The organism is Clostridium aceticum (assembly GCF_001042715.1).
Classification (GTDB): Bacteria; Bacillota; Clostridia; order Peptostreptococcales; family Natronincolaceae; genus Andreesenella; species Andreesenella acetica.
On the sequence record NZ_CP009687.1, the window covers coordinates 1086801 to 1106235 of the forward strand.

General features: G+C 34.2%; 11 protein-coding genes. 10 read left to right on the top strand and 1 reads right to left on the bottom strand.

Annotation, left to right across the window (positions count from 1 at the left end):
- Window positions 1-58 precede the first annotated feature (58 nt).
- The 4 genes from CACET_RS04975 to nifJ all read left to right on the top strand — a co-directional run bounded on the left by CACET_RS04975 (window position 59) and on the right by nifJ (window position 8088).
- Window positions 59-1351, top strand: a complete 1293-nt coding sequence (locus tag CACET_RS04975; protein WP_044823355.1) for an HD-GYP domain-containing protein — start codon at window positions 59-61, stop codon at window positions 1349-1351.
- A complete protein-coding gene (locus CACET_RS04980) occupies window positions 1344-2627 on the top strand; it encodes a glycoside hydrolase family 3 protein (protein WP_044823354.1) in 1284 nt (427 codons plus the stop codon). The genes CACET_RS04975 and CACET_RS04980 overlap by 8 nt, the downstream gene beginning before the upstream one ends.
- A gap of 451 nt (window positions 2628-3078) precedes the next feature.
- Window positions 3079-4317: a uracil-xanthine permease family protein gene (locus CACET_RS04985; RefSeq protein ID WP_479722672.1), complete on the top strand. Its 1239-nt coding sequence runs from the start codon at window positions 3079-3081 to the stop codon at window positions 4315-4317.
- 246 nt (window positions 4318-4563) lie between these two features.
- Window positions 4564-8088 carry a pyruvate:ferredoxin (flavodoxin) oxidoreductase gene (gene nifJ / locus CACET_RS04990; protein WP_044823352.1) on the top strand — a complete coding sequence of 1175 codons (3525 nt, stop codon included), beginning with the start codon at window positions 4564-4566 and terminating at the stop codon, window positions 8086-8088.
- A 63-nt stretch (window positions 8089-8151) separates the two neighbouring features.
- On the opposite strand, the gene CACET_RS19780 is transcribed toward nifJ, so the two are convergent.
- Window positions 8152-8319 carry a CDIF630_02480 family spore surface protein gene (locus tag CACET_RS19780; RefSeq protein WP_082058090.1) on the bottom strand — a complete coding sequence of 56 codons (168 nt, stop codon included), beginning with the start codon at window positions 8317-8319 and terminating at the stop codon, window positions 8152-8154.
- A 339-nt stretch (window positions 8320-8658) separates the two neighbouring features.
- Here CACET_RS19780 and CACET_RS04995 point away from each other — a divergent pair, with 339 nt between their 5' ends.
- The 6 genes from CACET_RS04995 to CACET_RS05020 all read left to right on the top strand — a co-directional run bounded on the left by CACET_RS04995 (window position 8659) and on the right by CACET_RS05020 (window position 19415).
- On the top strand, window positions 8659-9435 hold the full coding sequence (locus CACET_RS04995; protein ID WP_044823351.1) for an undecaprenyl phosphate translocase family protein: 777 nt from the start codon (window positions 8659-8661) through the stop codon (window positions 9433-9435).
- 434 nt (window positions 9436-9869) lie between these two features.
- Window positions 9870-11675 carry a diguanylate cyclase domain-containing protein gene (locus CACET_RS05000; RefSeq protein WP_052661220.1) on the top strand — a complete coding sequence of 602 codons (1806 nt, stop codon included), beginning with the start codon at window positions 9870-9872 and terminating at the stop codon, window positions 11673-11675.
- 66 nt (window positions 11676-11741) lie between these two features.
- Window positions 11742-12476: an Hpt domain-containing response regulator gene (locus CACET_RS05005; protein ID WP_044823350.1), complete on the top strand. Its 735-nt coding sequence runs from the start codon at window positions 11742-11744 to the stop codon at window positions 12474-12476.
- Window positions 12477-12643: 167 nt separating this feature from the next.
- Window positions 12644-15571 carry an insulinase family protein gene (locus tag CACET_RS05010; protein ID WP_044823349.1) on the top strand — a complete coding sequence of 976 codons (2928 nt, stop codon included), beginning with the start codon at window positions 12644-12646 and terminating at the stop codon, window positions 15569-15571.
- 924 nt (window positions 15572-16495) lie between these two features.
- Window positions 16496-18439, top strand: a complete 1944-nt coding sequence (gene cooS, locus CACET_RS05015) for an anaerobic carbon-monoxide dehydrogenase catalytic subunit (protein ID WP_044823348.1) — start codon at window positions 16496-16498, stop codon at window positions 18437-18439.
- Between the two features lie 202 nt (window positions 18440-18641).
- Window positions 18642-19415, top strand: coding sequence for an ATP-binding protein (locus CACET_RS05020; RefSeq protein ID WP_044823347.1), 774 nt, complete (start codon window positions 18642-18644; stop codon window positions 19413-19415).
- Window positions 19416-19435: the final 20 nt, after the last annotated feature.

Consider the following 19435-nt stretch of genomic DNA (forward strand, 5'->3'; position numbering starts at 1 on the left):
ATATATTTAGAACATATAAATACATTAAATATAATAAAATTTTTACAGAGGTGGATATATGAATAAAAAAGATTTAGATATATCTCTTTTAGATTTAACTTTGATGGTATCCAATGCTATTGACTTAATAAGTCCTGTTTTAAACAATCATCATAAGCAAGTGGCTTACATTGCCTACAATATAGGTAAAGAGCTGGAGTTATCCAATAAAAATCGTAATGAACTTGTAATAGCTAGTTTATTGCATGACATTGGATGTTTGAATCTAGGGGATAGAATTAGTGCTTTAGAGTTTGAGAGTGAGAATGCTTATCGACATGCGGTTACTGGATATTTTTTACTAAAGGACTTTGAAGATCTTGAAAATGTAGGAAGAGTAATAAAATATCATCATTTGCATTGGAAGAGGGGTAAGGGGAAATATTATGAAAAAGAAGAAGTGCCTATTGAAAGTCATATCGTACATTTAGCAGATCGTATTTCTGTAGCTATTGACCAAGAAAAAGAAATTATAGGTCAAGTCAATAAAATCAATACTATCATTGAGAAAAATAGTGACACAATGTTTCATCCAGAACTGGTCAAAATCTTTCAAAGAATAAAGTCAAAGGAAAGTTTTTGGTTAGATGTCGTTTCCCCATCTATTGACGATAGACTACGAAAAATGTGGGCAGAATGTAACTTACAGTTAGATTTAGAGAAGCTATTACAAATCACAAAGGTCTTTGCACGTATTACAGATTTTCGAAGTAGATTTACTTCTATTCATAGTAGTGGTGTAGCAGCAGTGGCAAAGGCTTTAGCTAAAGAGCTTCAATGGTCGGAAGCAGATTGCAAAAAAATTGAAATTGCTGGATATTTGCATGATTTAGGAAAGTTGGCTATACCTAACGAAATCTTAATGAAGCCCGATAGACTTACAGATGAAGAATATAATATTATCAAGTCTCACGCTTACTATAGTTATCATTTATTAGATGAAATCGATGGATTACAGGATATTAATACCTATGCCTCTTATCACCATGAACGCCTAGATGGTAATGGTTACCCTTTTCATATTATAGGAGATGCTTTAGAAGAAGGTGCTAGAATTATGGCAGTAGCAGATGTATTCACTGCAATAACAGAAGACAGACCCTATAGAAAAGGCATGTCATGTGAGAAAACATTAGATGTTCTGGCAGATATGGAGAAATCCTTCGCATTGGACGGCAGAATAGTAGAATTGATTAGACTAAACTTTGAAGAAATGAATCATATAAGAAGTTTAGCACAGCAGCGGGCATCCATAGAGTATGAAAGTTTTGCACAGGAAGTGGCCACAGCAGGAGAGAAATACCATGAATAAAAAACTCTTTCTTATGCTTTTTTTACTGTGGAACGGGTTTTATTTAATAGCCTGCCAAAGTAGTACAACCACAATTGTCTTAGTAGAAAACGCTGTAGAAGTATCTCGTGATGAAGAGAAAAATTCAACTGATGAAAAAGCTTCTTATATCGAAGAATATATAAGAAACATGACCATTGAAGAAAAAGTGGGACAAGTGCTTATGCCTGATTTTCGATATGATGCAAAGAATAGACCCCTGACCATTTTAGACGAGAATACAAGAAATAAAATCTCCAACTATCACTTAGGGGGTGTGATATTTTTTTCTCAAAACATAGACACAATAGAACAGACCCAACGCTTAATTGAAGATATGCAGCAAGTAAGCAAAACACCTTTATTTATAGCTGTTGATGAAGAAGGTGGCATTGTCAGTAGATTGAATAGCAGTCCTAAGATGCCTGCAACAAAGTTACCAAATAACAAAGTGCTAGGAGACACAGAGGATCTGGAGCTTGCTTATAGAGTAGGAAGATTACTAGGAAAAGAACTAGCCTCTCTAGGGTTTAATATGAACTTAGCCCCTGTAGCAGATGTCAATACAAATCCAAGAAACCCTGTAATTGGAGAACGTTCCTTCGGCAATGACCCTTATAGAGTAGGAGAAATGGTAGCACAAGTGGTAAAAGGGATACAAGATGAAAATATTAGTGCTGTTGTCAAGCATTTCCCGGGACATGGGGATACTTCATTAGATACCCATAAAGGTGCTGTGATTCTTCCACACGATATAGCAAGATTAGAGGCAGTGGAATTTGTACCCTTTAAAAAGGGGATTGAAGCAGAGGTGGATGGGGTAATGTTGGGACATTTGCAGGTGCCTTCCATCACTTCAAACTCTTTGCCAGCCACATTTTCAGAAAAAATAATAATGGACATACTGAGAAAAGACTTAAAACATGAAAAATTGGTGATTACAGATGCATTAGAAATGGAGGCCATTACAAAATATTGGGGACCAGAAGAAGCAGCAGTTCTAGCTTTTCAGGCAGGTGCTGATATTTTACTCATGCCATCCTCTCTTGAAAAGGCCTATGAAGGCTTATTGAAAGCTATTAAAGAAGGAATAATAACGGAGGAAAGGTTGGAGGAATCTATAAGAAGAATTTTAACTGTTAAGTATGACCGAGGAATTTTAATTGAGCAAAGAAGTTCACTAGATCCTCAAGAAGTTTTAGGATGCGATGAACATCAGCAAGTGGTTAAAGACATCTTAAAATATCATAAGCGTTAACTTATTGTCATCCTGAGCATAGCGAAGGATCTTGAAATAACGAAGAATTTCACTAACACTAAGATCCTTCGACTTCGCTTTGCTCCCCTCAGGATGACAAATCATAGGTAAACTAGCGCTACGATAAAAATATTAAAATTTTAGAATATATATTATATTAAAAAGATATAAACTGTTTGTTGTCTATTGCATCTAAAGGATAAAAGTGATATAATTACTTTAATTGAAAACAAAGTATCTTTAATTCAGTCCAGTGAGGCTGGTAAGATGGTTATATATAATTGCAATAGTAGATTATAGGATAATTATGACTTCTTGCCGGCGGCTAAGAAGTTTTTTTATGTTTTATAGATATACCTTTAATTCAACCCAGTGAGGTTGAAAAGGGAGAAAAATCATTTTCTCCTTTAACCCAAAATAAAAGGAGGTTTTTATGATGACAGAAAACACAATGACAAAAACAAATCTTCAAGTAAAAGAAAATGCTACAGCATTAGATTCTGCTAAAAAGTTAATTTTAGGTCTACAACACTTGATTGCTATGTTTGGAGCAACTGTATTAGTACCAATGCTAACAGGCTTAAACCCTTCCGTTGCTTTAATATCAGCAGGGATAGGAACACTGTTGTTTCACCTTGTTACTTACGGTAAGGTTCCTGTATTTTTAGGCTCATCCTTTGCTTTTATACCAGTAATTATAACTGTAGGTAGTTTATACAACGGAGACTTAGCTTATGCTCAAGGTGGTATTATGGTAGCGGGATTAATCTATGTGCTAATGTCCTTTATAATTCAAAAGGTAGGGGTAAATAAAATTAAACAATACTTACCATCACAGGTAGTAGGACCTATGATTATCGTGATTGGTTTGAATTTAGTGCCGGTTGCTTATGGAATGGCATCAGATCATTTTATTATTGCTGGTATTACACTTTTTACAGCATTAGGAATTACTTTAATGGCAAAAGGATTTACAAAGCAGCTTTCGATTTTAATAGCAGTTGTGGTAGGATATCTTATTTCTCTTAATGTAGGTCTTGTAAATACTGAAGTTATAAGAGAAGCACAATTCTTTGCAGTACCAAACTTTACTCTTCCAAAGTTTGAACTAGGAGCCATAGCAATTATTGCTCCAGTAGTATTGGCTGTTTTTATGGAGCATATTGGTGATATAACAACAAATGGTCAAGTAGTAGGGAAAAACTTTATAGAAGATCCAGGTCTACACCGCACATTGTTAGGTGATGGGTTGGCAACATTAGCTGCTGGATTTTTAGGAGGACCTGCTAATACTACCTATGGTGAAAACACTGGTGTACTAGCTATTACAAAAAACTATGATCCTTCCATTTTAAGAATCGCTGCAGTACTTGCTATCGTTTTAGGGTTTGTGGCTAAGGTTGGAGGTTTTCTAAACAGTATTCCTGTGGCTGTTATGGGAGGTATTAGTATAATGCTGTTTAGTATGATCGCTTTAATAGGTGTAAGAACTATAAAAGATAATAGTGTAGCCTTCAATGTGAAAAACATATTAATTATGATATCTATCTTAGTTCTTGGTTTAGGATCAAACTTTGGGATCTCTGTAGGTATTCCTATAAATGACGTAGTACAAATAAGTGGTTTGAGTTTTGCAGCTATCGTTGGTGTAGCATTGAATGCAATTTTAAATAGAAGAACAGTAGCATAATCATAATATAGATAAAAAACAAAACTCCTCTTTAAGACTTTGAGAATATTTATCTCAATAGGTTTGAAGGGGAGTTTTTTTCCTCTCCGATGCAATATAGTAAATAATTTAGAGAAAACAAAAACTCTCCTGAATTAAATCTTATTTTATGTATGATATTCTAAAAAGGTTAAATAATAAGATTTGATAAGCAAATACTATATATTAACTAAAAAAGTATTTTTACATATGCAAAGGAGGAATTTTATGGCTAAGAAAATGAAAACAATGGATGGAAATGAAGCTGCTGCTTATATATCCTATGCTTTTACAGAAGTAGCGGCAATCTATCCAATCACTCCCTCTTCACCTATGGCAGAAGGGGTAGATGAATGGTCTGCCCACGGAATGAAGAACTTATTTGGGCAACCAGTGAAGGTAGTAGAAATGCAGTCAGAAGCAGGAGCTGCTGGAACTGTTCATGGTTCCCTACAGGGAGGAGCACTAACTACAACCTACACAGCTTCTCAAGGATTACTATTGATGATTCCTAATATGTATAAAATGGTAGGTGAACTACTACCTGGAGTATTTCATGTGAGTGCCAGAGCAGTAGCAGCCCATGCATTATCTATATTTGGAGACCATCAAGATGTTATGGCGGTTCGACAAACTGGGTTTGCTCTTTTAGCCTCCAGTAGTGTTCAAGAAGTAATTGATTTAGGAGGAATAGCCCATTTAGCTGCTATTAAATCAAGGGTACCATTTTTACACTTCTTCGATGGCTTTAGAACATCTCACGAGTATCAAAAAGTAGAATTGATTGATTATGAAGACTTAGATAAACTATTGGATTACCAAGCAGTAAAAGAGTTTCGAGATAGAGCTCTAAGCCCTGAACATCCAGTAGCAAGAGGAACTGCTCAGAATCCAGATATATATTTCCAAGGTAGAGAAGTAGCAAATCCTTTTATTGATGCGGTACCGGATATTGTTGCAAATTATATGAAAGAAATAACTAAAATAACAGGGAGAACGTATCATCCTTTTGACTATTATGGTGCTGAAGATGCCGATAGAATTATTATAGCTATGGGTTCTGGTTGTGACACGATAGAAGAAACAATAGACTATTTAATAGACAAGGGTGAAAAAGTAGGAGCCATTAAGGTAAGATTGTATAGACCTTTTTCACCAAAGTATTTCTTCGATGTATTCCCAAAAACAGTCAAGAAAATAGCAGTACTAGATAGAACGAAAGAACCAGGATCCTTTGGAGAGCCTCTTTATGAAGATATAAGAAGTATTTTCTATGATAGAGCAGAAAAGCCTATTATTGTTGGAGGTAGATATGGATTAGGTTCTAAGGATACAAGACCTGCTCAAATTGTAGCAGTTTTTGATAATCTAAAACAAGAAAATCCAAAAGATCACTTTACTATAGGAATTGTGGATGATGTAAGCCATACTTCTTTACCAGAAGAAAGTATTGTGGAGACTACTCCTGAAGGTACCATCAGCTGTAAGTTTTGGGGTTTAGGCTCTGACGGAACAGTGGGTGCTAATAAAACAGCTATCAAGATTATAGGAGATAAAACAAACTTGTATGCACAAGGTTATTTTTCCTATGATAGTAAAAAATCTGGTGGAACAACAGTCTCTCACTTAAGATTTGGTAAAAAACCTATAAAGTCTCCTTATCTCGTTTATGATGCGGACTTTATTGCGTGTCACAACAAAGCATATTTACACCACTATGATTTATTAAAGGGTCTTAAGAAAAACGGTAATTTTGTGCTAAATTGTCCATGGTCTCAAGAGGAACTGGAAGACAAGATCCCTGCAACGATTAAAAAGTATATTGCAGAAAACAATATTAATTTTTATATTATTGATGCAGTGAAAATTGCACATGAAATTGGTCTTGGCGGAAGAATTAATATGATTATGCAAGCAGCTTTCTTTAATTTAGTGAATGTTATTCCTAAAGAAGATGCTGTTAAGTACTTAAAAGAAGCTATCCAAGATACTTATGGTAAAAAAGGTGAAGAAATTGTAAGGATGAATTATGAAGCTGTGGATCAAGGAATACAAGGCTTATTGAAGGTCAATGTTCCAGCTAGCTGGAGTCAAGCCAAAGAAGAAGCATTGCCTATAAAAGAAGAACCAGATTTTGTAAAAAATATACAACGACCTATGGCAAGATTAGAAGGAGATGAACTGCCAGTAAGTGCATTTAAAGGGATGGAGGATGGTACTTTCCCTCTAGGTACAACGACTTATGAAAAACGAGGGATTGCTGTCATGATTCCACAGTGGCAGACAGATAAGTGTATTCAATGTAACCAGTGTGCTTATGTCTGCCCCCATGCTGTTATCAGGCCTTTACTTCTTAATGATCAGGAAATGCAGGCTAGACCAGATACTTTTGAAACTAAAAAAGCTATTGGTAAAGGTTTAGAAGGGTTGGAGTATCGTATTCAAATTAGTCCGATGGATTGTACTGGATGTGCTAATTGTGCTGATATTTGCCCTGCACCAGAAAAGGCTTTGGTGATGGTGGATGCAGAAAAGGAAACAGTAAGACAAGAAGAAAATTGGGAGTATGCTCTGTCAGTGAAAGAAAAAGATGAATTAATGGACAAGAAAACCGTAAAAGGCAGTCAATTTGCTCGACCTTTACTAGAGTTTCATGGTGCTTGTGCAGGATGTGGTGAAACTGCTTATGTTAAGCTAATAACCCAGCTTTTTGGAGATAGAATGATGATTGCCAATGCCACAGGTTGTTCTTCTATCTGGGGTGCCAGTGCACCATCTATTAGCTATAGTACTACTGCTGATGGCAAAGGACCAGCATGGGCTAACTCACTATTTGAAGATAATGCTGAATATGGCTTTGGTATGTACTTAGCTGCCAAACAAATTAGAGAAAGATTAGCAGATTTAATGACACAGGTATTAAATAGCGATTTAGATAGTAATCTCAAAGATGCTTGTAAGAGATGGCTTGAAGCAATGGACGACGGAGAAAAATCTAGAGAGGTTTCAGAAGCACTGCTGAATCTTATCGAGAACCAACAGTATCAAGATCATCCTATTATCAAAGAAATTTTAGAAAAGAAGGATTATTTGATTAAACGTTCTGTATGGATTCTTGGAGGAGATGGTTGGGCATATGATATAGGTTATGGAGGCGTAGATCATGTGTTAGCTTCAGGAGAAGATGTAAATCTTTTTGTAATGGATACAGAAATTTATTCTAATACAGGTGGACAATCCTCAAAAGCAACGCCTACCGCTGCTGTAGCAAAGTTTGCAGCTTCTGGAAAAAGAATCCGTAAAAAGGATTTAGGGTTAATGGCAACCAATTATGGTTATGTCTATGTAGCTCAAATAGCGATGGGAGCTAATATGAATCATACCATAAAAGCCATCACTGAAGCAGAGGCTTATAAAGGACCTTCCTTAATCATCTGTTATGCACCTTGTGTTAGTCATGGTATTAAAACCGGCATGGGCACAAGTGTAGTACAGGAAAAGAAGGCGGTAGAGGCGGGATACTGGCATCTATATCGCTTTAACCCAGAATTAAAGGAACAAGGAAAAAATCCATTTATTTTAGACTCAAAGGAACCAAAAGAGCCCTTTAGAGAGTTTATTGAAGGAGAAATAAGATATTCACAAATCATGAACGTATTCCCAGAGATAGCTGACGAGTTGTTTGAAGCAGCAGAGAAAAACGCTAAAGATAGATATGAAACCTATAGACGGTTGGCAGAAATGCAGTATTAAATAAAAAAGGGACTGAATTCAGTCCCTTTTTTAAACATTTAAGTCACAAAAAATAGCTTTTAATTACTTTTCATTTGTATCTACGTACTCCTTAGCGTTTTTTATTTCTACTTCATCTGGAATAGGTACTCTAGATACAGGTTTAAGATCTTTCATATTCATTAATGAAGCGGTTGTATGATGCTCTATTGTTCGACCTAGATGTTTTTCTTTAAATCTGTTTTTGGCCATAAAATCCCTCCTTGCTATTAGTATCTTCATAGATATTTTAATCTATAACCTTTTTTATCATGTAAAATTAACCTTAATAATAAAAGACTGTTATAGATAATCAACTACAAAGCTTAATAAAGTATAGACCGTATACTTTTATAGAAAATGACTACGATGTTCATTGTTCATTTCTAAAACTGATGGAGGACTTATTTTTTAAAAGGTATGGAAATGAAAAATTCCTTAAGAAATTTGTATGTTTAAAGGGTAAGCTTTCATTGACTATTATATATCTTTGGAGTAAGATTAAGTATAATTTGTAGAATTTAACATAAGTTGGAGGTGCGGATTAGGCGAATGATTAAAGGAATAATTTTAGGCTTTATTATTGTATTGCCAGGCATGAGTGGAGGAACGGTTTTTCTTATCTTCGGTATTTATGAAAATATGTTGAAGGATTTAGCCAAACTTAACATAAAACCTTACTTACCGCTACTAGGTGGGACACTTATAGGTATTTTTGCCAGCGGCATGCTTTTTGCGTTATTCTTTGAATCCTTTAGGGATCAGACAGCTATTTTTCTTATGGGATGCTTGATAGCTTCTATTCGACCAGTCTTAAAGCCCTGTGAAAAGCTTAATTTACAAGGAACTTTCTTTTTAATTTTAGGACTGCTTGTGGGATATTCTATGGGAGGAGAGCCCATCGGACTTATGGTAGAGACGGAGGAGGTTAGTTTAATTTTATTAATGTTAGGTGGCATACTATCTAGTGCTGCTATGATTATACCAGGGATTCCAGGGAGTTCTGTACTAATTGTCTTAGGAATTTATGACAGTATTTTATACTCTATAAAAGAGTTAGAACTATTAAATTTATTAACCTTTGGCATAGGAAGTGTTATGGGGATTTTTCTTCTGATCAAGATTTTGAATAATATATACGAAAAATACAGGAGCATTATTTCTTATTTTTTTGCGGGATTAATCTTAGGTTCTTCTAGAGCACTTCTGCCCTATTCCTTTAAACCTTATCTTATATTAATCTTTGCTATTGGCTTTGCTTTAGTATGGGTATGGAGTGGAAAGCAAAAAGATTCAACAAATAAAGTACAGGAGAGAGACGAGAATTAGAGATTTTCAAAAGTATAATTTACATCTTTACAACGAACAAACGTTCGTTTATAATATAATTATAAAAAGTATAATATGCATCATATTTTTGAGAAGATAAAAATACAATATAAATAGAATGATGAAGCCATAGAAGCATATTATGTGGAGGTGTATATATGAAGGTGTTTGTATTCTCGGGGAAAGTAAAGGAATTAAGGAAGTATTTAAAGGAATGGCGAATGGAAACGAAAAAATAATGAGTTTTTTTAAAATGGGTAACCTCCTTCCTAGATGAAAGAGGTTTTTGTTTTATAGTTAGTTATTCTCCATCAGATGTTTTTTGAGATTTAAAATGGAAAATGGATAGCAACTATGTTACTATTATATTAGAATGTTAGCATAACTAATATAGTAGAGGAATATACAAACTTAATTGTAACGTAGGTGAGTAGATGGAGAAAGTACGGATTCTAATTGTTGAAGACTGTAAAATAACAGCAAAAATTATAAAAAGTGCCTTGATAAGTTTAGGTTATGAGGTGGTTGATAGTGTTGCTACAGGAGAAGATGCTATTGCTTCATGTTTTCATCAAGAGCCTGATTTGATCTTAATGGATATAGAGATTGAAGGACCAATGAATGGTATTGAAACTGCTGATAAAATTAGAAGCTTCTTTGATGTCCCTATTATCTATTTAACGGCATTGTCTGATGGAATCACTCTGAGTAGAGCTAAAACAGCAGGTGGTTTTGCTTATCTGATAAAGCCCTTTCGGAAAATGGACTTGCATGCTAATATAGAAATGACCACCTATGCTCATAGAATGAAGAAAAAGGCTAAAGAAAATGAAGTGAAGTATAGAAATATTTTTGATAATATGTTTGATGGATTTATCTACTGCAAAATTGTTTTTGATGAAACTAATAAACCTGTAGATTATATTCTTTTAGAAGTTAACGATGCTTTTGAAAAATTGATTGGTATAAAAAAAGAAAATATTTTGGGTAAAACCATTAATGAAATATTGCAACTAGAGCAGTATAATCATCTGTTAAAGGACATTGAAATTTTTAATGAAGCTGTTTATGGGGAAAAGGTTCATATAAAGGAATATTTTCTTGATTATGTAGGAAAATGGTTTTCTATTACAGTGAGTAAACTTCAGGATGGCTACTTATCCATTCTAATAACAGACATTACAGAAAGAAAAACTTCAGAAGAGAAGCTTAAATTTTTAACCTTTCATGATGCACTAACAGGACTCTATAATAGGACGTACTTTCAAGAAGAATTGAAAAGATATGATGTTCCAAGACAACTACCTTTAAGTGTAATCATAGGAGACATCAATGGTCTTAAGCTGGCTAATGATGTATTTGGTCATAATGAGGGAGATAAACTTCTGATTAGGATCGCAGAAAAACTAAAGCAAAGTTGTCGTGTAGAAGACCTTATTGCCCGGTGGGGGGGAGATGAATTTGTAATTTTGCTCCCCAAAACTAATGAAGAAGAGGCAAAAACTATTTGTCAGCGTATAACAAATTTTTGCAAACAAGAAACCGATTGTTTGGTTAAAACTAGTATAGCATTAGGTTATTCAACAAAAGTTCAAGAAAGTCAAGATATTCAAAGGCTGCTAAAAGAAGCAGAAGATAAAATGTATAAGAACAAGTTAATATCTAGCAAGAGAGCTCACGAATTAATCATTAGCTCTTTAAAGGAGAGTTTGATTGAAAAGACCCATGAAACGAAGGAACATATAGAGGAAATTAAAGAAAATCTTCTTTTAGTAGGAAGCTTTATGAGTCTTTCTTTAAAATTGTTGTCAGAACTAGCTTTACTAGCAGAGTTTCATGATATAGGTAAAATTGCTATTCCTAAGGAGATTCTTAATAAGACCACAGCTTTAACAGAAAAAGAGCGGGAAATAATAAAGCAACATCCTGTCACCGGATATAGAATTGCTTCTTCTTCTAGAAACTTGATGCCTATTGCAGAGGCTATTTTACTTCATCATGAGTGGTGGGATGGCAGTGGCTATCCTTTGGGAGTGAAAAGAGAAGAAATTCCTATTACAGCAAGATTATTGGCTATTGTGGAAGCTTATTACGTCATGCTTCATGGTCGGATATATAAAAAGCCACTAAAACCTGAAGAAGCTCTGCAAGAAATTAGAGATTATGCAGGAAGACAATTTGATCCTGCATTAGTAAATGTTTTTATAGAGGTTATCCAGAAAAAAAATAAAAGTCATTAGAGGCACTTATCACCAAATTTTGGTAGATTTGAGGCCTTTTTCATATAGAAAATTAGGAGGAAAAATATGCTGAAATTAGATAATATTCCCATACACATCCTATTGGTAGAGGATGAAAAGATTAATCAAAGAATAGTAGATACTTTGTTAAAAAAGAAGGGGTGGCACGTGACCATAGCCTCAAATGGAGAAGAGGCCTTGAAACTTCTTGCGGCACAGATGTTTAATCTAATACTAGTGGATATCTACATGCCTGAAGTAGATGGTTTTGAAGTGGCGGCTACGGTTAAAAAGCTGGAAAAATACCAAGAACATCCTGCTGCAGTTGTGGCCATGAGTGCTAGTGAGGTGGATGAGAAAAAGTGTATAAAGGCAGGAATAGATGCCTTCATAGCAAAGCCCATTGATCCAGATCAGCTGTATAGGATTGTTGAAAAAACATTAGCAGAGAATGATTTTTTTCAAAGAAAGGTAGATACGGAAGCAGCTATTAACAATCTTGGTGGAGATGAAGCTTTGCTTAGGGAACTAATACAAGACTTTATAGATGAAGAATACGGAGGAAAGCTATTAAAGGAGATAGAAGAGTCAGTGAAGTTGAGGGATTACTATAATCTATATAAAAGAGCCCATAAACTAAAGGGATCTTCTGGTTGTCTTGGAATCAACACAATATATGATATTGCATATGAACTAGAGAAGTGCGGCAGAAAGTCTCAACAGCATGGGTTAGAGGATTTGTTTGAACGACTGCAAAAAGAGTATAAAATAATAAGGGACCATTTAAAGCAGTATTTTTAGAAAAATACATAATCATAAGAAAAATAAGTGAATAAGAATAGCAGGTTAAGGAAATTCAATATATATAGAATGTATTCTATAAGTTTTGGGAAAAATGCAGTAAAAAGCTCTATATTCAGCTGTGCTGAGGGCGTTTACTAATTAAACTGGAAGGGAGTAATTTATTTATGGTATTTTCAGTAGGACAAAGCTATAATGGTTTTAAATTAGTGCAAGAAAAAGAGATAAAAGAAATGAATGCTATGGGAAGAGTATTTGAACATGAGAAGAGTGGGGCACAGCTACTTTATATACAAAATGACGATGATAATAAAGTGTTTTCCATTACCTTCAGAACACCTCCTACCGATAGCACTGGACTACCTCATATCTTAGAGCATGCAGTTTTATGTGGATCAAAAAACTTTCCGGCAAAAGATCCTTTTGTCGAACTGGCTAAAGGATCTTTAAACACTTTTTTAAATGCTATGACTTTTTCAGATAAAACAATGTACCCTATTGCCAGTAGAAATGATAAAGATTTTTTAAACTTAATGCATGTTTACTTAGATGCTGTTTTTTATCCCAATATTTATAACGAGAAAAAAATACTAATGCAGGAAGGATGGCATTATGAACTAGAAAATGTTGAGGATGAAATCACTTATAAAGGTGTAGTTTATAATGAAATGAAGGGAGCCTTCTCTTCTCCTGAACAGGTACTATTTAGAAAAATGCAGGAATCTTTATTTCCTGATACTACATATAAATATGATTCCGGTGGCGATCCTGAGGTAATTCCAGAGTTAACACAGGAGGACTTTGTAAACTTTCACAGCAAACTATATCATCCCTCTAATAGTTACATTTACTTATATGGAGACGGTGATATTATGGAGCATTTAAAGTTTATAAATGAAGCTTACTTAAAGGATTTTGACAGAATTGAAGTGGATTCTAAAATTGATCTACAACCCCCTTATAAGGAACCTAAAACTTCTGTTGTAGAATACTCTATTTCAGATAATGAAGATGAAAAGAATAAAACTTTTTTAAGTCTAAACTTTGTTGTAGGCAAGTCTACAAACCCAGAACTACATTTGGCTTTTGATATCTTAACCTATTTATTGTTAGAGACACCAGCAGCACCACTAAAAAAAGCTTTGTTAGAAGCAGATTTAGGAAAAGATGTCTTTGGTTCCTATGATCATAGTATTTTTCAGCCAGTACTAAGTGTTGTTGTAAAAAATGCTAATGAGGAAGACCAAGAAAAATTTGAAAAGCTGGTTTTTAATACGTTAAAAGAGTTGACGGACAAAGGTATAGATAAAAAACTCATTGAAGCAGCAGTGAATATTTACGAATTCAAGTTAAGAGAAGGGGATTATGGTAGATATCCGAGAGGTTTGATTTACTGTATGAAGAGTATGGAAAGTTGGCTTTATGATGCAGACCCAATGCTTCATTTAGCTTATGAAGAGGTATTGGCAAAGATCAAAACAGCTCTAACTACAGATTACTTTGAAAAACTCATAAAGGAACACCTTTTGAATAATCAGCATAGATCTGTTTTAATGGTAAAACCCAAGAAAGGTTTAGCTCATGAAAAAGAAGTGGAAGTAAAACAAAAATTGCAAGCATACAAAAAACAGTTATCGAAAGATGAGATTAACCAACTTGTAGAAAAAACAGCAACTTTAAAACAATATCAAGAAGCATCTAACGATCCTAAAGATTTAGAAAAAATCCCACTACTTTCTTTAGCGGATATAGAGCCAAAGGTAGATAAAGTACCTTTGATAGAAAAAACAGAAGAAGATATACCTGTTTTGCTACATTCAATGTTTACCAACGAAATAGCTTATGCAAATCTATTGTTTGATACTTCAGCTGTGCCGCAACAACTCATTCCCTATGTTAGTCTGCTGAGTTCGGTACTAGGAAAGGTAAGTACAGAAAAGTACAACTATGAAGACTTGTCTAATGAAATTAATATTTATACTGGAGGAATAGACTTTAATGTAGAAGCTTATTCTCTGAAGAATGATGATAGTCAGTACTTCCCTAAGCTTATAGTAAGATCTAGTGCTTTAGTAAAGCAGATGCCTAAATTGTTTGAAATTTTAGGTGAGCTTATTGAAAACACAAAATTTACTGAAGTAAAACGATTAAAAGAGATTATTAGAGAAGTAAAGTCTAGACTGGAAATGAATATTTTGCAGGATGGACATATTGTAGCTGCTAGGAGAGTGACCTCTTACTTTTCACCGATAGGACAATATAAAGAACTGTGTATAGGGATAGATTTTTATAAATTTATTACTGAATTAGAAGGAAACTTTGATGATAAAGTACAGGAAATCCAAAGCAACTTAGAAAAGGCAGCTAAAATAATCTTTAATAGAGAAAACCTACTTGTTAGCTTAACTATAGAAGAAAAAGATTATAAAGCTTTTCAAGAATCTTTTGTTTCTTTGATGAAACGTATAGGAGATAAAAAGTTAGAAAAACAGCAGTATCAATTTGATTACTCGCCAAAGAATGAGGGGTTATTGACTTCAAGTAAAGTACAGTATGTAGCTAAGGCTTACAACTTCCAAAAACTAGGGCATCAGTACACGGGACACCTTCAAGTATTAAAGACGATCATTAGTTTGAATTACTTATGGAATAAGGTAAGGGTATTAGGAGGAGCCTATGGTGCTATGGCAGGCTTTAGCAGAAATGGAAATCTATACTTTACTTCCTATAGAGATCCTAATTTAGATAAAACCTTAAAGGTGTATGACGAAGCTTATAAATATTTAAGTGGATTTTCCTCTACTGAAAGAGAAATGACAAAATTTGTAATTGGCACCATCAGCAAAATGGATGCCCCCATGACTCCCTCTATGAAGGGCCAAGAAGCAACAGCCTATTACATTAGTCAGATCGCAGAAGAAGATTTACAAAGAGAAAGAGACCAAGTACTTAGCATAAAGCCAGAAGATATAAAAGAATTGAGTAACTTAATCAAGGGAGTAATGGAACAAAATCATTTTTGTGTATTAGGTAATGAAGGTAAGATAAAAGAAAAGCAGGAAATCTTTAATAATTTAGTAGACGTATTTAATTAGTTTTTTGCGATAATTAAGATTTAGATATAAATCTGTTGAAAACAATAAAAGCCTTCTACAGGCTTTTATTGTTTTCACATAAAAATATGTCTAACCCTTTTTATGTAAAATTATAACAAAGGATTGATAAATTCAAAACGAAAACAATTTATAAAAACTCTTTACACGATATAAAAAATATGGTAAAATGTATTACATAATAAATAGAATAACTAATTAAAGCAGGAAGCTTTTAAAAACCATGAAGGTTTTGCTAGATCTTTAAAATAGATCTGAATAACTTCATGTTTTGTTTTTTTTGTTTTAAATTTTCTCCAAAATACTACATAATCCACTTCTACTTGACTCTATTCAACAATAAATTCCAGTAACCGAATACACAGAATACTATGTTCTAAAGAAATTCAAATCCAAGAAGTCCCCAAAGGATAGCTTGGTACATTTTTTTGGAAAAAAATCAAAATATTCATTGCAAACAAAATAAAAGTATGGTACACTTAAAACAAGTAAAAAACAATGATATGTTAACTGAAAATTAACATTTTTTTTATTAATATTTGATATTTTATTAACAAATTTTTTTATAATTTTTTAAAAAACTTTGTTATATAATTAACAAATAAAAACGCTTGCATTTTAAGTGGGACACTATCAGTTCCAATCATTTCAAAAATAAATCTAACCAAACTTGTCAAATGTAGCACAATTATTTATGCTTTACTACTTGTTTATAAAAATAGTTTGCCTTAATGATTGTAGTCTAATTAAATTCACTGAAATCTACTTAGAAATAAAAACAATACTTTTTTTAGTTTTGATAAAACACATAAGAAATGAAGTCTTATAAAAAAGCATGAAGCTTTTATTTGTGATATAGTTTTTTATGTGTTCAATAAAATATATTTTTATTAGGGGGAGTTAAAAATGAGTGAAGAAAAAATGATATCTCTTGATAGTATCGATGATCAGTTGATCAAGAAAGCAGAAGCAGAAGGTGTAGAAACCATGTGGGACAGAAAAAAAGCTATGAAGACACCTTGTGGTTTTGGTGAGCAAGGCGTATGTTGTAGAATTTGTGCTATGGGTCCCTGTAGAGTAAGCCCAGTTGAAGGCAAAGGTGCTCAAAGAGGTATTTGTGGAGCTACAGCTGATACAATTGTAGCTAGAAACTTTGCAAGAATGGTAGCTGCAGGAACATCAGCTCACTCCGATCATGCTAGAGATATAGCACATGTAATGCATATGGCTAGTAGAGATGGCGCTTACAATATTAAAGATGAGAAAAAATTATTAGCATTAGCTGAAGAGTGGGAAGTAAAGACAGAAGGTAGAGATATCTATGATATCGCTCATGAAGTTGCTGAAGTAGCATTAAATGAATTTGGTAAGCCTTTTGGTACATTAAGATTCCCCAAAAGAGCTCCAGCACCAAGACAGAAAATTTGGGAGGAACTAGACATTGTTCCTAGAGCGATAGATAGAGAAATCGCAACAGTAATGCATTCTACAAGTATAGGATGTACAGCTGATGCTGAAAGTATGCTTCGTATAGCAATGAGAACATCTTTATCAAATGGATGGGGCGGTTCTATGATGGGAACTGAACTTAGTGATATCGTATTTGGAACCCCAACGCCAAGAATGACTGAAGCTAACCTAGGAGTTTTAGAAGAAAATCAAGTAAATATCTTACTTCATGGTCATGACCCAAGTTTATCTGAAGCTGTTGTTTTGGCAGCCAATGATCCAGAAATCATTAAGCTAGCTGAAGAAGTAGGGGCTGAAGGTATCAACTTAGCAGGTATGTGTTGTACAGGTAACGAAGTAACCATGAGACATGGTGTAAAAATAGCTGGAACCTTCTACCAACAAGAATTAGCAGTATTAACAGGTGTAATTGAAGCTGTTATCGTGGATGTTCAGTGTATCTTCCCATCACTAACACCAGTGACAAGTTGCTACCATACTAAGTTTATCACTACTTCACCAAAGGCTAAGGTTGAAGGTGCAACGCATATAGAATTCCATGAAGTAACAGCTTTAGAGTCTGCAAAGGCTATCGTAAGAGAAGCAGTTTTAAACTATGGCAACAGAAAGAAAGAAAAAATCTTTATACCAGAGTCAAAAACTCAAGCAATCACAGGTTACTCTGTAGAGGCTGTTGTTAAGCAATTAGATAGAGTTGTAAACTCTCATATAGATCCTCAAGGAACAGTGAAGCCATTAGCAGATGTTCTTAAGGCTGGTGTCTTAAGAGGAGCTGCAGGTATTGTTGGATGTAACAATCCAAAAACTAGACATGAATATAGTCACATAGAAATCATGAAAAAGTTAATCGCCAATGACGTTATCGTTGTAACTACAGGTTGTGCTGCACAAGCCGCTGCTAAAGCAGGATTATTAAGCAAAGATGCTGTTAAATTAGCTGGTAAAGGATTGCAAGCGGTATGTGAATTAGTTGATATCCCACCAGTAATCCATTTAGGATCTTGTGTAGATAATACTCGTATCTTAAAAATAGTTAGTGCAGTAGCAGACTTGATGGGAGTAGACAACTGTGATTTACCAGTAGTAGGGGTAGCTCCAGAGTGGATGTCAGAGAAGGCTGTAGGTATCGGACTATATGTTGTATCTAGTGGTATCGACGTATTCTTAGGAGTAACACCTCCAGTAACTGGTTCTAAACACTTTACAGATATCCTAACCAACAAGATTGAAGATATGACAGGGGCTAAGTTCTTTGTGAACACAAACCCACACGAATTAACTGATATGATGTTAGCAAGAATCGAAGAAAAGCGTACAAAACTAGAGCAAAAACTTGCAGCAAGAGCTGAAGAAAAAGAATGTGCTGTAGAAAACGCTTAGGACTTGCAAAATATTTACAATAGTTTTACAATAGATTTATGATGATGAAATTGAGGCAATTGCTCTAGTTGTCTAGAGCAATTGTCTCAAATAAAATGTGCAAATTCCTGAGGAAATTAATTTTTAACAAGATTGTTAAAGATTAATATCTCAGAAAAATATAGATAATAACCTAAAAAACTTAGGAATATAGGTGATATAAATGAAAATAGCTATAACAGGCAAAGGCGGAGTAGGTAAAACAACATTTGCAGCAATGATAAGTAGATTATTAGCAGAAGAAGGTTATAGTGTTTTAGGTGTAGATGCAGATCCTGATGCTAACTTAGCATTAGCACTAGGGTTTCCAAAACAATTGATAGATGAAATTGTTCCAATTTCCGAAATGAAAAATCTAGTAGCTGAGAGAACAGCCTCTACTCCCGGTACTTTTGGTACAATGTTTAAAATGAATCCAAAAGTAAGCGATATTCCTGAGCAATACTGCAAGGAATACAACGGTGTAAAGGTGTTGACTATGGGAACAGTAGATACTGGTGGTTCAGGCTGTGTATGTCCTGAGCATGTCCTGTTAAAAACGTTGACGTCTCATCTAATATTAGGTAATAAAGATGTAGTAGTGATGGATATGGAGGCAGGCATAGAACACTTAGGCAGAGGAACAGCAAAATTTGTAGATGCCTTTATTGTTGTAGTAGAACCAGGGGAAAGAAGTCTACAGACCTATAGAAAAGTAAAAACATTGGCAGAAGATATCGGGGTTAAGAAAATATTTGTAGTAGCTAATAAAATAAGAAATGAACAAGATGAAAAATTCATACTAGAAAATGTACATGAAGATGAATGCCTAGGGTTTATCCATTACAATCCCAATATCGTAGACTCTGACAGAAGTGATTTGTCACCCTTTGACTCAAATGAGCAGATTAAGAAAGAAGTTCAAAAGATTTCTGACAAATTAAAGGGCGCTTTATAGACATAAGCAGGAAAAACCTG

Bases quoted from the DNA above. Each gene is read 5' to 3' on its own strand.
- CACET_RS04995 (WP_044823351.1), top strand. From the start codon at position 8,659: ATGATTAAAGGAATAATTTTAGGCTTTATTATTGTATTGCCAGGCATG.
- nifJ (WP_044823352.1), top strand. From the start codon at position 4,564: ATGGCTAAGAAAATGAAAACAATGGATGGAAATGAAGCTGCTGCTTAT.
- CACET_RS05005 (WP_044823350.1), top strand. From the start codon at position 11,742: ATGCTGAAATTAGATAATATTCCCATACACATCCTATTGGTAGAGGAT.
- CACET_RS19780 (WP_082058090.1), bottom strand. From the start codon at position 8,319: ATGGCCAAAAACAGATTTAAAGAAAAACATCTAGGTCGAACAATAGAG.
- CACET_RS04980 (WP_044823354.1), top strand. From the start codon at position 1,344: ATGAATAAAAAACTCTTTCTTATGCTTTTTTTACTGTGGAACGGGTTT.
- CACET_RS05020 (WP_044823347.1), top strand. From the start codon at position 18,642: ATGAAAATAGCTATAACAGGCAAAGGCGGAGTAGGTAAAACAACATTT.
- CACET_RS04985 (WP_479722672.1), top strand. From the start codon at position 3,079: ATGACAAAAACAAATCTTCAAGTAAAAGAAAATGCTACAGCATTAGAT.
- CACET_RS05000 (WP_052661220.1), top strand. From the start codon at position 9,870: ATGGAGAAAGTACGGATTCTAATTGTTGAAGACTGTAAAATAACAGCA.
- CACET_RS04975 (WP_044823355.1), top strand. From the start codon at position 59: ATGAATAAAAAAGATTTAGATATATCTCTTTTAGATTTAACTTTGATG.
- CACET_RS05010 (WP_044823349.1), top strand. From the start codon at position 12,644: ATGGTATTTTCAGTAGGACAAAGCTATAATGGTTTTAAATTAGTGCAA.
- cooS (WP_044823348.1), top strand. From the start codon at position 16,496: ATGAGTGAAGAAAAAATGATATCTCTTGATAGTATCGATGATCAGTTG.